13 protein-coding genes and 1 pseudogene are annotated in these 14,555 nt (G+C 60.6%); 8 read left to right on the top strand and 6 right to left on the bottom strand.

Annotated elements, in window-relative coordinates; all coding sequences use genetic code 11:
- Window positions 1-8: 8 nt before the first annotated feature.
- Together ACWKWE_RS10990 and ACWKWE_RS10985 are read right to left on the bottom strand one after the other, a co-directional pair.
- A complete protein-coding gene (locus ACWKWE_RS10990; RefSeq protein WP_166598207.1) occupies window positions 9-710 on the bottom strand; it encodes a cysteine hydrolase family protein in 702 nt (233 codons plus the stop codon).
- A 79-nt stretch (window positions 711-789) separates the two neighbouring features.
- Entirely contained in the window at window positions 790-1,305 is a 516-nt protein-coding gene (locus ACWKWE_RS10985; protein ID WP_166598206.1) for a DUF1097 domain-containing protein, read from the bottom strand.
- Between the two features lie 194 nt (window positions 1,306-1,499).
- Here ACWKWE_RS10985 and ACWKWE_RS10980 point away from each other — a divergent pair, with 194 nt between their 5' ends.
- Genes ACWKWE_RS10980 through ACWKWE_RS10965 form a run of 4 tightly spaced genes read left to right on the top strand, consistent with a single transcriptional unit; the run spans window position 1,500 to window position 5,302 of the window.
- Entirely contained in the window at window positions 1,500-2,951 is a 1,452-nt protein-coding gene (locus ACWKWE_RS10980; protein WP_166598205.1) for a glutamine synthetase family protein, read from the top strand.
- 59 nt (window positions 2,952-3,010) lie between these two features.
- A complete protein-coding gene (locus ACWKWE_RS10975; protein WP_483850522.1) occupies window positions 3,011-3,973 on the top strand; it encodes a carbon-nitrogen hydrolase family protein in 963 nt (320 codons plus the stop codon).
- A 30-nt stretch (window positions 3,974-4,003) separates the two neighbouring features.
- Window positions 4,004-4,672, top strand: coding sequence for a glutamine amidotransferase-related protein (locus ACWKWE_RS10970; protein ID WP_166598203.1), 669 nt, complete (start codon window positions 4,004-4,006; stop codon window positions 4,670-4,672).
- Window positions 4,673-4,690: 18 nt separating this feature from the next.
- Window positions 4,691-5,302 (top strand): helix-turn-helix domain-containing protein, encoded by a 612-nt coding sequence (locus tag ACWKWE_RS10965; protein WP_166598202.1) that lies wholly within the window; start codon window positions 4,691-4,693, stop codon window positions 5,300-5,302.
- Between the two features lie 93 nt (window positions 5,303-5,395).
- Here ACWKWE_RS10965 and ACWKWE_RS10960 read toward each other — a convergent pair whose 3' ends face one another.
- Window positions 5,396-6,358: a quinone oxidoreductase family protein gene (locus ACWKWE_RS10960; protein WP_483850521.1), complete on the bottom strand. Its 963-nt coding sequence runs from the start codon at window positions 6,356-6,358 to the stop codon at window positions 5,396-5,398.
- Window positions 6,359-6,428: 70 nt separating this feature from the next.
- Window positions 6,429-7,178 (bottom strand): SDR family NAD(P)-dependent oxidoreductase, encoded by a 750-nt coding sequence (locus tag ACWKWE_RS10955; protein ID WP_483850520.1) that lies wholly within the window; start codon window positions 7,176-7,178, stop codon window positions 6,429-6,431.
- A gap of 157 nt (window positions 7,179-7,335) precedes the next feature.
- Between ACWKWE_RS10955 and ACWKWE_RS10950 the strand changes: the two genes are divergently transcribed.
- The 4 genes and pseudogenes from ACWKWE_RS10950 (at window position 7,336) to ACWKWE_RS10935 (ending at window position 12,472) form a co-directional block, all read left to right on the top strand.
- Window positions 7,336-8,241, top strand: a complete 906-nt coding sequence (locus ACWKWE_RS10950; RefSeq protein ID WP_483850959.1) for a LysR family transcriptional regulator — start codon at window positions 7,336-7,338, stop codon at window positions 8,239-8,241.
- 148 nt (window positions 8,242-8,389) lie between these two features.
- Window positions 8,390-10,444 (top strand): 2Fe-2S iron-sulfur cluster-binding protein, encoded by a 2,055-nt coding sequence (locus ACWKWE_RS10945; protein ID WP_483850519.1) that lies wholly within the window; start codon window positions 8,390-8,392, stop codon window positions 10,442-10,444.
- A gap of 315 nt (window positions 10,445-10,759) precedes the next feature.
- A pseudogene (locus tag ACWKWE_RS10940) lies at window positions 10,760-11,614 on the top strand (MCP four helix bundle domain-containing protein); the annotation flags it as partial.
- A complete protein-coding gene (locus ACWKWE_RS10935) occupies window positions 11,609-12,472 on the top strand; it encodes a methyl-accepting chemotaxis protein (RefSeq protein WP_483850958.1) in 864 nt (287 codons plus the stop codon). The pseudogene ACWKWE_RS10940 and the gene ACWKWE_RS10935, both read left to right, overlap by 6 nt.
- A gap of 72 nt (window positions 12,473-12,544) precedes the next feature.
- On the opposite strand, the gene ACWKWE_RS10930 is transcribed toward ACWKWE_RS10935, so the two are convergent.
- Window positions 12,545-13,486: a PDR/VanB family oxidoreductase gene (locus tag ACWKWE_RS10930; protein WP_483850518.1), complete on the bottom strand. Its 942-nt coding sequence runs from the start codon at window positions 13,484-13,486 to the stop codon at window positions 12,545-12,547.
- Complete coding sequence (locus ACWKWE_RS10925; RefSeq protein WP_483850517.1) at window positions 13,483-14,553, bottom strand: Rieske 2Fe-2S domain-containing protein; 1,071 nt, start codon at window positions 14,551-14,553, stop codon at window positions 13,483-13,485. The genes ACWKWE_RS10930 and ACWKWE_RS10925 overlap by 4 nt, the downstream gene beginning before the upstream one ends.
- Between the last annotated feature and the right edge of the window lie 2 nt (window positions 14,554-14,555).

Here is a 14,555-nt window from a genome sequence, read left to right as displayed (position 1 = left end):
ACTACCGCTCAAGACCGAGGAAGGTAGCCCAACAGCTCATCGGTGTTCATCACGTTGCAGTAGATCATGTTCATGATCGCCAGCTCCTGGTTGTGCAACTCAAGGCTGCCTGCCGCACTGGCGTCGTCGATCACGATCACGTCGAAGCTTTCGTCGGCAAGACTGCGCACAGTGGACGCCACGCACTGGTCGGTGAACAGGCCCGCGCACACGACGTGGGTGATGCCGAGGTTGTTCAGGATCAGCCGCAAGTTGGTGCCGGTCAGGGCGCTGTCGGTGGTCTTCAGCACCACGATTTCGTCCGAGGCCGGTGCAAGGCGGTCGATGACTTGGGAGGCATGCTCGTTCGCGGGCAACAGCAGGTTGTTCCAGCCCGGTTTCTTCTGGCTTAGCGAGCGGTCGCGGCCCTCGGGGGTCAGGCAGGCAATGCGGGCGAACAGGACATCGAGGTCCGCACCGCGAAACGCGCCGATCAGTTTTTCCAGATTCGGAATGACGGTTGCATGCATCCGCTCATGAAACGGCGTCCAGGCATCGAAACGGGCGCGCTCGGCGTCGTCGAGGGTCGCAGGATCAGGACGCTCCAGGTAGGTGTTCTGCACATCGATGATCAGCAGCGCGACTTTGCCTTTTTCGAGCACGGGATCTTCCGGCTCAGGGGCGCCCGCGTAATACAGGGATCGGCGTGCGGTTTTCCAGGTGTTCGTCATGACAGTCTCCAGCAGGTGAAGAGGTTTTTTATGAGGTGCCGTGGCGCGTCCGGGAACCCGCCACGGCGTTTTCCTGCGGTTATGCCGAACGGGTCAAAGCGGCCGACAGCCTGGCAGACCCAAACGCGAACGCGGTGCCGATGGACATCGAGACGATGACCAGCAACAGCACGTTCTGAAAGCCAGCCGACAACAATGCCGGGTACGCGAACGCACCGGGCGTCTGGCTGATATAGGCGAAGGTCGTGGCGTAACCGAGCGTGGCCGCCGGGACCGACGAGAATGCCGAAAAACGCGACGCCATGATGTAGAGGAAGACGCTGCCGGCGACGAGCAAACCGACCCACAGGGGTGCGCCGAGCGTGGCGGCAGGACTGGTCAATGCCAGCAGCGCGACGATCCACGCGACCAGCACGCCAAATGCGTTCGACGTCAGGTTGAGCCAGATGGCGCGAGTGTCACCGCCAACGGCGAAGTACGACGCCCATGCGACAAACGCGGCCCATAAGAGAATCGTGCCGACACTGAGAAAAAACCAGGACGCCACCCCTCCCAGGATGCCCACGCCAATTGCGGTTGCGAGTATTGGAGACATACGTTTTACCCTCTTTTCTTTTTTTCGTTTAGGAGAAAAACAGACGCCAAAGAAACATAACAGCAATAAATTTCTCGCGCAAAAGAAAAAACAGGTGTACTTTGAAATTGCCCCCTGCGATTCAGGGGACAGCTACCGTTACAAGCGCATATGTCCTAGCCAGCAAAATCATCAGAAAAAGAATGAGGCCAGATATGTCTACTGAAAGAGCTCACTTCATCAAACGTCACAACCTTTGGACCGAAGAGATGACCCGCGCTGCGGACGACGTCATCCAACGTATCGATAAGGAAGGACTCCGTTTTATTCGGCTGGGATGGGGTGATCAGCACGGTATCGTTCGCGGGAAAACGATCACCGTAGAAGAATTCAAAACCGCTCTTCACAGCGGCAAGGACTTCCAGCTGGTAACGACGATCTTCGACCCCACCAACCACCCGATCGTCCCGCCATTCGGCGCCGAGAACGCCTTGGGTGTGCCAGAAATGATCGGCTTGCCGGACGGCATCCTGGTCCCGGACCCGACCACGTTCCGCGTGCTTCCATGGGTCAAGGACACCGGTTGGTGCCTGAGCGACGCGTACCTCTCCAACGGCAAGCCTTGCCCGTTCTCGACGCGCCAGATCCTTCGCGACCAGATCGCCAAACTCAAAGGCGACGGCCTGAACATGGTCGTGGGCCTGGAGTTCGAGTTCTACGTCTTCAAGCTGCTGGACCCGAAACTGGCCCCGGAAAACTGCGGCAACCCGGCCACGCCGCCTGAAGTCTCGATGATTCAGCACGGCTACCAGTACCTCACCGAAACCCGCGGCGACGAAGTCGAAGGCCTGCTCTCGTTCATTCACGAGAACGTGCAGAAGCTCGGCCTGCCACTGGCGACCCTCGAAGACGAATGGGGCCCTGGCCAGTGCGAAGTGACCTTCAACCCGCTGCCTGCAATGGAAGCAGCCGACGCGGCGCTGCTGTTCCGCTCGGCGGTCAAGCAGCTGTGCCGTCGCAACGGTCTGCACGCCAGCTTCATGGCCATCCCGAAAGTGGCCAACGTGTTCCCTAGCGGCTGGCACATGCACCAGTCTGTCGTGGACAACAACGGTCGCAACGTCTTCATGGCTGAGGAAGGCGAAGCCGGTCCGTTGTCGCCACTGGGCATGAACTACATGGGCGGTCTGCTGGCCAACGCGGCAGGCACTGCCCTGCTGACCACGCCAACCGTCAACGGCTACAAGCGTCACCGTCCGGATGGCTTCGCGCCGAACAAAGCCTCCTGGGCACACGAAAACCGCGGTTCCATGCTGCGCTCGATCGGCGGCCATCACGACAAGGCATCCCGTATCGAAAACCGTGTGGGTGAGCCGACCGCCAACCCGTACCTTTACATCGCGTCGCAGATCATCGCAGGCCGCAACGGCATCGCGAACAAGATCAACCCGGGTGAAGCAGTGAAAGCAGCCTACCTGGCCGACCGTCCGCAACTGCCGATGAGCCTGATGGAAGCCATCGTTTCGTTCAAACAGAGCGACGTGCTCAAGCAGGAACTGGGGCCGGTGTTCCACAACTACCTGACGCTGCTGAAAGAATTCGAAGCCAACCGCTTCCTGTCCGCGGTCACCGATTGGGAACAGAACGAATACTTCGAAATGTACTGATTGAGCGATAGCCGCTCGGAAACCTACTCAAAAAACTCCAGCACACCAGGAGGTCACACATGAAAATCGGCGCAGCGCAGTTGCGGCCAGCCTGGCTCGACCGAGCCAGGACCGCCCAGATCGTGATTCAGGCGATCAAGGAAGCGAGCGAACAGGGTATTGAACTCCTGGTGTTCTCAGAGTCGTTTCTGAGCGGCTACCCGTTCTGGTTATGCCGCACCAATGGATCGGCCTTCGACGACCCGCTGCAGAAACGCGCGTACTCGCAGTTTCTGGAAGCGGCCGTCGAAGTCCCCGGCCATGAAATGAATTTGATTGCCGAGGCCAGTCGTGATTATGGCGTCGGCGTTTACCTGGGCATCAACGAGCGCGGCATCCGTGAAGGCCGTGGCTCGATCTACTGCTCACTGGTGGCAATTCACCCCGAGCGGGGCATCGTCAGCGTCCATCGAAAGCTGGTTCCGACCTACGACGAGCGCCTGTGCTGGGCGCCGGGGGACGGCAACGGCTTGCAGGCCCACGATTTCGGCGAGTTCAAGGTCGGCGGCCTGAACTGCTGGGAGAACTGGATGCCCCTGGCGCGCTTCGCCCTCTATGCACAAGGCGAAGACGTTCACGTCAGCGTGTGGCCGGGCAATGCGTCCGCGATCAAGAACGCGGGCCAGATGATCGCCACCGAGGGCCGGGTCTGGGTCATCAGTTCCAGCGGCATCCTGTCGCTGTCGGACGTGCCCAAGGATTTCGCCTTCTATGACCAGCTCAAGGATGACGGCGTGGACGTCATCTTCACCGGCGGTTCCTGCATCGTCGACCCTTCTGGCCGCGTGGTTGCGCAGGCCGAAGACGGTCGCGAACAGATCATCTCGTTCGACGCCGACGTGGGCCGTGTCCGGGAAGAACGCCAGAACTTCGACCCGACCGGTCATTACCACCGCCAGGACGTCTTTCGCGTCTCGGTCGACACCTCGCGCCGGCAAACGCTGCACCAGCACGACGCGTTCGAACAGCATAAAAAAATATAAATCTTCAACACCTTTTTGGACTGCCACCACATGAAAGCCATTGTCATTCAGCACTCTCCAGACACGGGGATTGGCCTGGTCGGCCCTATCCTGCGTGATCTACACGGGTTCGAGCTGCACACGATCGATGCCCGAACGGCGTCTTTCGACGACATCGATCCCGATTCAGGTGATATTTTCGTGCTGCTCGGCTCGCCCACCGGCGTGTATGAAACGCACATTCCCTGGACCGCAGAAGAGCTTGAATTCACTAAAAAACTGATCGCCCTCGAAAAACCCATCATGGGCATCTGTTTCGGCGCGCAGATGCTTGCCGCCGCCCATGGCTCCGAAGTCAAGCCAATGGGTTATCGCGACACCGGCTGGTTGATCAACGACGACGCCATCGATGAGCTGTGGGCAGGCCCGTGGTTCCGCTGGCACGGCGACAACTTCAACCTGCCGAAAGGCGCACAGAAGCTGGCGAGCGCAGGCACGTCGATCCAGGGTTTCCAGAAAGGCAACACCGTGGGCATGCAGTTTCACCCCGAGGTCGACGTGGGCATCATCAACGGCTGGGTCGAGATCAATCGCGAGTCGCTGATCAACCGCAAGGTCGACATCGAGGAACTCCTTTATACTGCCGCCGCGAGGGTCGAAGAGGCCCAGCCCAGAGTTGAAGCATTGATTGCGGACGTTCTGGACCGTTGCCTTGGCTGAACCCCCGGAGACCACAGTTTGAGCAAGATCCCTGTCAAACCCAAGGCTGACCCCCTGCTAGGCGTTGAGATCAAGGCTCAGCGCAATGCGCGCGGCTGGACGCTGGAGGAGCTCAGCCAGCGCAGCGGGGTGTCGATCGCGGCAATCTCGAAAATCGAAAAAGGTCAGTCACGCCCCAGTTTCGACACGCTGCTGAGCATTGCCCGCTGCCTGCAAATGAACTTCGTCGACATCATGGACGGGGCGTCGGGGCTCCAGCCCCAGGCCGTCATGGCCCGCCTCATCTCGACCAAGGCAGAGGATGCCGAGCTGTTCAGCACGCCCTTCTACGATTACCGCGTGCACTCGTCGGCATTGAAATCCAAGGTCATGGTGCCGCTGCGCATGACCATCCGGAATCACGACGTGCCGCCGATCGAAGACTGGAGCCTGCACGACGGCGAAGAATTCATCTTCGTGCTCAAGGGCGTGCTGATTTTCCACACCGAACACTACGCGCCGCTGACGCTGAACGTGGGCGACAGCTCGTACATCGACAGCACCATGCGCCACGCCTTCGTGTCTGGCGATGAGGGCGAGGCAGAAATTCTGTCGATTTGCCTGTCGATCAGGCCGTTCAAAGCGCAATAGATCGCGGTCTGCACACCCCTCCCCGTCGACTCAATGGACCACCGGGTCGCCTGTGCATCAGGTAACCCCGTGGCCCTTGAATGCTATCCCCGCTCACGGAATCAGCAGAATCGACCCCGAATGTTTACGCGCGGCGATGGCCTGATGGGCCAAGGCCGCCTCATCCAGTCGATACCGGGCCAGTGGGAGCGGCCCCAATGCGCCTGCCCTGAAGCGCTCGAACAGTTCAGCGGCGGCGCTGTCCTGATTCTGCGGGTTGACGTACTGCGGCGTTGAGGGTTTCACGTAGCGAATCCCGCGCGCGGCCAACACGGCCATGTCTGCCACGCCAGCGCCTGACGCATTGCCGACGTGAACCAAGTGCCCGCCGTCGCACAATGCGCTGACCGAAGCCGACAGTGTGGCCTGCCCTACCAGGTCATACACCACATCGACGCCTGCCCCGCCATTCGCGGCCTTGATCCGCTCAGCCAGTTCAGGTTCATCCGAACGCAGGACGTGATCGAGCCCCCAGCCTTCGATGATTCGCGCTTTCTCGGCGGACCCCGCCGTCGCGATGACGGTGGCACCGATGGATTTGGCCCACCGGGCGAGCAGCGTACCGACACCCCCTGAGGCCCCTTGAACCAGGACCGTTTCACCGGCCTGAAGGGCATGCACCTGCCTGACCAGCATCCACGCCGTCAGCCCTTTGGCCAACAGCCCGGCGGCCTGCTCGCTGGAGACATCGTCGGGCAGTTTGATCAGCGTGTTCGCGTCGATCACTCGGCGGTCCGCGTAGGCACCCAAGGCGAAGAAATAACCCACCCGGTCGCCCACTTTCAAATGCCGGACCTGCGCGCCCACGGCTTCGATGACACCGGCGCCCTCCACGCCCGGCGTGAACGGCAACGGCACGTTGAAGGTGCCGTCCCTGAACATCGTGTCGACGAAGTTCACGCCGATGGCGTCGTGGCGCAGCAGCACCTGATCACTGCCGAGGGTCTCCAGCGTGAACGTTTCGGGGTGGAGAACCGAAGGCCCTCCTTGTTGATAAATCCGGATGCGTTGGGTCATGGCAGGCTCGCTCAATCGTGACGTGGAAAATGGACGCCCGTAGGAAGGGCGTCTCTCAAGCACAGGCGTATCAGGCGGATTGGCCGCCGTCGACGTTGAGGGTGGCGCCGGTGATGTACGACGCATCCGGGCTGGCAAGGAAGGCCACGGCGGCGGCGATATCTTCCGGTTGACCGTAACGGCCGAGCGCCGTCAGGCCAATGAGAAACGACGCGTGATCGGCGGTTTCAGGGTTCATGTCGGTGTTGATCGCCCCCGGCTGGACCGTATTGACGGTGATGTTGCGCGGCCCCAGATCCCGCGCCCAGCCACGGGTGTACGCCGCGACAGCGGCCTTGGTCGCCACATAATCGGCAGCACCCGGAAACGGAATGCGATCAGCGCCAGTGGTGCCCACGGAAATGATGCGACCGCCGTCACTGATCAAGCCCGCCGCAGCGCGCACAGCGGACACCACGCCGCCGATGTTCACGGCCTGCTGGCGGTTGAACCCTGCGATATCCGCCTGCGGATCATCGACAGGACCGGTGACGAACACGCCCGCGCTGTTGACCAGAATGTCGAGACGGCCGAAGTGTTGATGGACCTGTTTGACCAATGCGGTGACTTGGGCGGCATCGCCTTGATCAGCCTGGATCGCCAGCGCCTTCACGCCGTGACGCTCGATGTCGGTGACGACCTGTTGCGCTTGCTCACGGGATTTCGCGTAGCTGAACGCCACATGGGCGCCGTCTGCAGCGAGGCGTCGGGCGATGGCCGCGCCAATGCCACGGGAGCCGCCGGTCACCAGTGCCACTTTGCCCTGAAGGTGTTGAGTCATTGATTGATCTCCTCTGAGTGCCATCCGACTGGATCGCGTAATGGGGTGAAATCAATGTATGAGAACGTGATTGATGGATAAACCTCTCGTAAACAACACCACTGTTCCTATAAACGGGCTAATAATGCGTGCACTCATCGTCACCGGAGCGGGCCGCGTGGACTATTTCAATGCTGTAAAAGCCTTCATTCAGGTCGTGGAAGCGGGAAGTTTCGTCAAGGCGGCGCAGGCCTTGGACCTGCCGCGCAACACTGTCACCAAGCACATTCAGTCGCAGGAAAGCCACCTGCGGGTGACGCTGCTCAACCGCACCACGCGACGCGTCTCACTGACCAATGACGGCACGGCTTACTACGAACGTATGGTCCGGGTGATCGATCAATGGCTGGAAGCCGAGTCCGATGTGGCTAGCGCCCAAGCTCGCCCTCACGGCCGATTGCGCGTCGACATGGGCGCGACCATGGCGTGCATGCTGGTGCTCCCCGCCCTTCCGGACTTTCAGCAACGCTACCCGGATTTGCAGCTGGACATCGGCGTGAGCGACCGCCCCGTGGACTTGCTGGGGGATCGAGTGGACTGTGTGATTCGCGGCGGCGCGTTGAACGATCCTTCGCTGATTGCCCGGCGCCTGGGCAGCCTTTCGTTCGTGACCTGCGCGACGCCCGGTTACCTCGCGGCGTATGGAACGCCCCTGCACCCACACGATCTGGAAAAGGACCATCATCTGGTTCGCTATTTTTTTGCGGGCACCCATCAGCGCAGGCCGGAAATATTCGTCAATGGCGACCAGCGTATTTCCATCGATGGCCATTACTTCGTGTCAGTCAACGATTCCAATGCCCTGCTCGCCGCCGCCCTCGCGGGCATGGGCGTGTTGCAGACACCCCGTTTCATGGCCGATCCGCACCTTGAATCCGGCGCGCTGGTTCAAGTGCTGGACGACTGGTCCCTGGAACCCAATCCGATCTACATCGTGTACTCGCCCAACCGCCACCTCAGCGCGCGGGTGCGGGTTTTCGTCGAATGGCTGGTCGAGCTGTTCGAGGCAAAAGGCTTGAGGTGACGCGCCCGCAGGCAGAACGACATGGCAGTACGCTGTTGCATCTCTTTGCATCATTTCAGCCTGCGAAACAATGAATTGAGATACGAGCGGGTTCTGTACAGAAATATCTTGTAGGACGATATCCGTCTCAGTTGTCGGAATCCGTGTCATGGACAAACCTCAGGAAGACACAGAAACCTCCCCCTGGAACGAAGGCGAATTGCGCCTGCAACGCAGCGTTGGCGCCGTCGAGCAAATGGTCAAGGCGGGCAAGATGCAGATGTCCCGCAACTGGCTGCCTGATCAACACCGCGAGTTTTACGCACAGTTGCCGTTCGTGGTGTTCGGCTGTGTCGATCCGCAGGGTCACCCGTGGGCGACCTTGCGCGCAGCCCAGCCCGGTTTCGCTCAGTCGCCGGACCCCAGACGCCTGGTGTTCGACCTGCCCCGGGAACCTGCCGACCCGGCCGACGCAGGCATGGAAGACGGCGACGGCATCGCCATGCTTGGCATCGAAATGCACACCCGGCGCCGCAACCGCCTCAACGGTTTCGTGAAGCGCATCGACAACAGCGGCTTCGAAATCGACCCAACCCAGACCTACGGCCATTGCCCCCGCTACATTCAATTGCGTCGTTTCGTGTTCAGCGACGCGCCCCCCGGCCAGGTGAGCCAGTCCGACACCTTGAGCGCCGATGACATCGCCATGATCACTTCAGCGGACGCCTTCTTTGTCGCGTCTTACGTGGAGCGCGACGGCAAACGCCACGTCGACGTGTCCCATCGTGGCGGCAAACCCGGCTTCGTGCGGGTCGACGAAAACGGCAGGCTCACGGTGCCCGAATTCAACGGCAATCTGTTCTTCAACACCTTGGGCAACATGCTGCTGAACCCGAGGGCCGGGCTGGTATTCGTCGACATGCACAGCGGCGACCTGATGCACCTGACCGGGCGCTCAGAGGTCATCATCGATTCGCCTGAAACCCAGGCCTTCGCCGGCGCCGAACGCATGTGGCACTTCTTTCCCGAACAGGTGATCCGTCGCCCTCGCGGGCTGCCCCTGCATTGGGAAGAAATCGAAGGCGGCATGTCGCCCAATGTGCTGATGACCGGCAGTTGGGACGACATGGAAATGCGCCTGAAAGCGGCCGAATTGAAACGGACGTGGCGACCGTACCGCGTGATCGGGATCGACGACGAAAGCGCGAGCATTCGCTCGTTCCGGCTCTTGCCCGATGACGGTGTGGGCACGCCGACACACCTGGCGGGGCAACACTTGCCAATCCGCGTGACCCTCCCGGGGCAGGACGCACCGCTGCTGCGCACTTACACCCTGTCGAACGCCCCGCGAGACGACGCACTGCGCATCAGCGTCAAGCGCGACGGCGCAGTCTCCAGCCACTTGCACGACACCCTTCGCGTCGGCGACAGGCTTGAAGCCCTTGCGCCGTCCGGCGCCTTCACGGTGGATCATCTGGCGCGCCGCTCGGTGGTGTTTCTGGCAGCGGGGGTCGGCGTGACCCCGTCGCTGGCCATGGCCCGCCACTTGGTCCAGGAAGGCATTCGCACGCTGCTCTGGCGCCGTACGTGGGTGTTTCAGTCGGCCTCAAACAAAACACAACTGGCCTTTCAGGAAGAGTTCGCCGGCCTGGTCACCGCCGCCAACGGCAAGCTCAATTACGTGCGTGCCTTGAGTGACGTCACCGAGGCGGAGCACGGCGTGGATTACGAACACGAAGGCCGACTCAGCATCGACCTGTTGCGTGAAAAGCTGCCGTTCGACGATTACGACTTCTACCTGTGCGGCCCTCAAGGATTCATGCAGCAGATGTACGACCGCCTGCGCGCGCTGGACATCAACGACGGACGTATTCATGCGGAGGCCTTTGGCCCCTCGAGCCTGCAACGCAGCCGCGATGACACCCCGCCGCTCGCGGCACTCGAACCGGTGGCCACGGAATCCGTCACCGTTACGTTCAACGCCTCCAACAAGAAAGCGCTCTGGAACCCGGACGCCGGGTCGCTCTTGGAACTCGCCGAAGAGAACGGTCTTACGCCCCCGTTCGGTTGCCGAAACGGTTCCTGCGGGTCATGCCGGGCAAAAATTGTGCAAGGGGCAGTGACCTACGAACGGCATCCGGAATTTCCACTTCCTGCGGGGGAAGCATTGATGTGCTGCGCGGTTCCAGCGAAGGGAACGGAAGCGGTGCAACTGGATGTCTGAATGTTCGTCAATCCGTTCAAAACAGCGGCGCATTGACAGGAAACGGACAAGTAAGTTGTTCGTCAGTGCAATGAAACGTGTTACCCCTGCGCGCCGCAAACATACTTTTTTTACATCATCAAGAATGTTGCGCCGCAGAAACACTCGCGCAAAACATATAGCAGCTATTGATACGATCAATACGATTCACTGCATCTTCCAAAGTATGTATCTCAGTATTATGGCGTCGATGCCGATGAATATTTGCCCGTTGCAAACGTACCCGCGCTCTTACCGGGTACAGCCTGCGTCAGACACACCGACCTCATCATCAGCATGTCCGGTTCACTTTGGAGGCTGGACATATTCCCCACCACAATAAGAACAGCACACACGGAGCAATGCGTCATGAAATTCATTCACGATTTGAAACTGGCCACGAAACTGATCATGGCGTTCGGGCTATGTGCATTCATTACATTGGGCGTCGGCTTGTTGGGAAGTCGAGGTTCTACCCAACTGGCGGCGAGTCTGGAAAACGTGTTTTCCAACAACTTCGTTTCCGTGGCAAACATTGATGATGCCCAAACCAAGGCGGTGGCACAGCTTCGTGACGTCTACAGCCTGATTGTCGTGACGGCGGCGAACGAGCCCGACAGCGACAAACAGGAAATCCTCACCAGCATCAGGGCCAACCGTAAAGCCAGCGAAGACGCGTTCGCGACTTATCGCAAAACGCCAATGGTGGAAGACGAACGTATCGCCGGTGACAAAGTGGTGAAGGACTGGCCGCTGTACCAGGCCCAGGTGCAACGCGTGCTCGATGCATTGGCATCAGGCGACTTGCCCTCTGCCCGCTCCATCGTCGGCAACGAAGTGCAAGACCGCTACCAGCAGGTCATGAGCGAATTCGACGCGATTGCGGAGTCCAATGACCGCCAGGTTGCAGACGCTGCGCGGGACGCACACGAACAAGCCAGTACCGCCGCGACGATCCTCTTCACGGGCGTTGCGGCCGCCTTCCTCGCGGCACTGGGGCTGGGGCTCGTGTTGGCGCGCCTCATCAGTCGTCCCATCAAGACTGCCGTGGAAACGGCTGAACGCATCGCAAAGGGCGATCTCACGCAGCGCATCCACAGCACGTCCCTTGATGAAACCGGCCAGTTATTGACGGCCTTGGGCAAGATGCAAGAAGGCCTGCGCAGCACGATTCACCAGATTGCGGATGCTTCCAACAACCTCGCATCCGCCGCCGAGGAATTGAATGCCGTGACCGAAGACGGCAGCCGTGGCTTGTTGCGTCAGAACGACGAAATCCAACAGGCCGCCACCGCCGTGACGCAAATGACCTCGGCGGTTGAAGAAGTCGCACGCAACGCCATCTCGACGTCCGAAGCGTCAAAACAGGTCAGCGCTCAGGCGAGTAGCGGTCTGGAGAAAGCGCAGGAGGCCGTCGGTGCCGTCAATCAGGCGACAGCCAACATCACCTCGTCCACCGGCATCGTGGAAGACCTTGCCGTCGGCGTGCGGGACATCGGCAAAGTGCTGGAAGTGATTCGCGGCATCGCCGAGCAGACCAATCTGCTGGCGTTGAACGCCGCCATCGAAGCCGCGCGCGCCGGTGAACAGGGGCGTGGTTTTGCGGTGGTCGCCGACGAGGTCAGGGCCCTGGCGGCGAGAACCCAATCCTCCACAGGCGAAATCGAAAGCATGATCTCGTCGATTCAATCCAGCGCCGACCAAGCGGTGGTTTCAATGGGTAACAGCAAATCACTGGTGACCCAGACGCAGCAGTTCGCACAAGCCACCGGCGACGCGCTGGAACTCATCGCACAGGGCATCGGAGAGATCAACGACCGGAATCTGGTCATTGCCAGCGCCAGTGAGCAACAGGCGAACGTGGCGCGTGAGGTAGACCGCAACCTGGTCAACATTCAGGACCTGTCGACCCAGACGGCAGCGGGTGCGCACCAGACAACGGCGTCGTCGCAGGACTTGTCGCGCCTCGCGATTTCCTTCAACGATCTGGTAGGCCGCTTCAAGCTATAAAAGCAAGCGAACCGCATCGGGCCAATGGGATGCCATTGGCCTGATGGGTGATTGGACGTGAGGGGTGAACGATCAGAGGTCCAGGACCAGCCGTGGACTTTTGGCGCGGGAGCAGCACGGGGTGAACTGGTTGTTACGCTGGTGCTCTTCCTGGGTCATGAACATGTCCCGGTGGTCCGGGGTGCCGTCGAGGACCTTGGTCAGGCAGGTGCCGCAGATGCCTTGTTCGCAGGACACCGGAATCTCGATGCCGGATTCGGCCAACACCTCGACCACGCTTTTGCCTTCGGGGATGTGATAGGTCTCGCCGGTGCTGTTGAGTACCACATCGAAACTGTCCGCACTGCGTTGCACCACCGGCGCAGCGAAGTATTCGCGGTGCAGGTGGTCCGCTGGCCAGTCCAATTGTTCAGCGGTGCCAAGCACGGCGTTCATGAAACCGTTCGGGCCGCACACGTAGAGATGGCTCCCCTTCATGGGTGCTGCCAGCACCTTCGCAGCGTCCAGTTTCGAAGGCGTGTCGTCGAAATGGAAGAACACGCGGTGGGCGAAACCGGCCTCGCGCAGCTCTTTGAGGAACGCCATGCGGTCCACTGAGCGCGTGCAATAGTGAAGCTCGAACGGCGCACCCCGGTTGAACAATTCTCGCGCCATGCACAGGATCGGCGTGATGCCGATCCCGCCTGCGAACAGCATCGAATACTTGGCGTCGGCCACCAGCGGGAACAGGTTTCGCGGCTCGCTGATGGACAACGTGTCGCCCACCTGCAGCCCGTGCATCGCCAGCGAACCGCCCCGAGATGCGGGATCATTGAGCACGCCGACGCGATAGCGCCGGGTGTCATGGGGGGCGTTGCACAACGAGTATTGTCGCGTCAGGCCAGCCTTGAGGTGCACATCAACGTGCGCACCGGCCGTGAAAGGCGGCAACGGCGCGCCATCGACACGCTCCAGTTCGAAGCTGTCGATACCGATCGCTTCAGCACGGCGCGACACCACACACACGTCGATCATGCTGGACTCTCCACGTTCCGTGACGAAGGGTTCAGGCTGTTCTGCTCCTCAAGGATCAACCTGTCGAGAATGCGGCGGGCACGAATGGCCCCGGCGTCACCGATCAACAGGATCGGTTTGAGGTCCCAGAAGTCCTCATCCCCCATGGAGGCCTGCTGCGCTTCGAGCATCGGCAGGTCTTCGGTTTCGAACGGCACACGCAGGCCCTGAATGTACATCTTGGCTTTCTGCTCACCCACCTCGGCCAAACGTTTCGGGAAGCTGATCCCGAACCAGTAATGGGTGGTGGTTTCCGTTTCGGGGGTGAAGAAATGCACGGTAGGGACCGGGCTGCCTTCTTCGCGGCTGCTGCCGGTGCGGGTGGCACCGGTGTTCAGCAACAGCGTGGCCGGGGCGTCCCAGCGCACGTCGAGCCAGCGATCGACCCGGGTGTCCGGCGTGAAATCGAAGATGTCGTACAGGAACGACGGCATGATTTCATTCTGGATCAGGCGCTTGGACCAGACGGTGTTGCCGTCCTGTTCGACCACTGTCGTCGCCTGGCTCACCGAGCTGCTGCCCAGGGTGCTGGGGTGCAGGTATTCGATGTGGCTGAGGTCCATGATGTTGTCGGTTTCGAGCACGTAGTTGGCCCGCGCGTGCAGGTAGTCGCGACCGATGTAATAGAGCTCCGGGTCCAGGGCTTCGAAGAACGGAATGGTGTCCGGCGTGGCCAGTTCAGGGGCGCCCATCCAGATCCACAGCACGCTGTGACGTTCGACCAGCGGGTAGGCCTTGACCTTCGCGGCCTTGGGAATCTTGCCGTCGCCGTGAGGGTTATGCACGCACTCGCCACGGCCGTTGAATTCGAGGCCGTGGTAGGCACAGCGCACCGAGTCGCCTTCCAGGGTGCCCATGTGCAGCGGCGCGAATCGATGGGGGCAACGGTCGTGTACCGCTTGAGCGACGCCTTGGGAGTCGCGGAAAAACAGGATGTTTTCGTTCAGCAGCTTACGGTTGAAGAGCTTGTCTTGTTCGACTTCGTAGTCCCAAGCTGCCGGATACCAGGCATTACGTAGAAAGGCCATTA

It is taken from the genome of Pseudomonas salicis, assembly GCF_057128705.1.
This window is presented reverse-complemented; position numbering and strand designations above follow the sequence as displayed.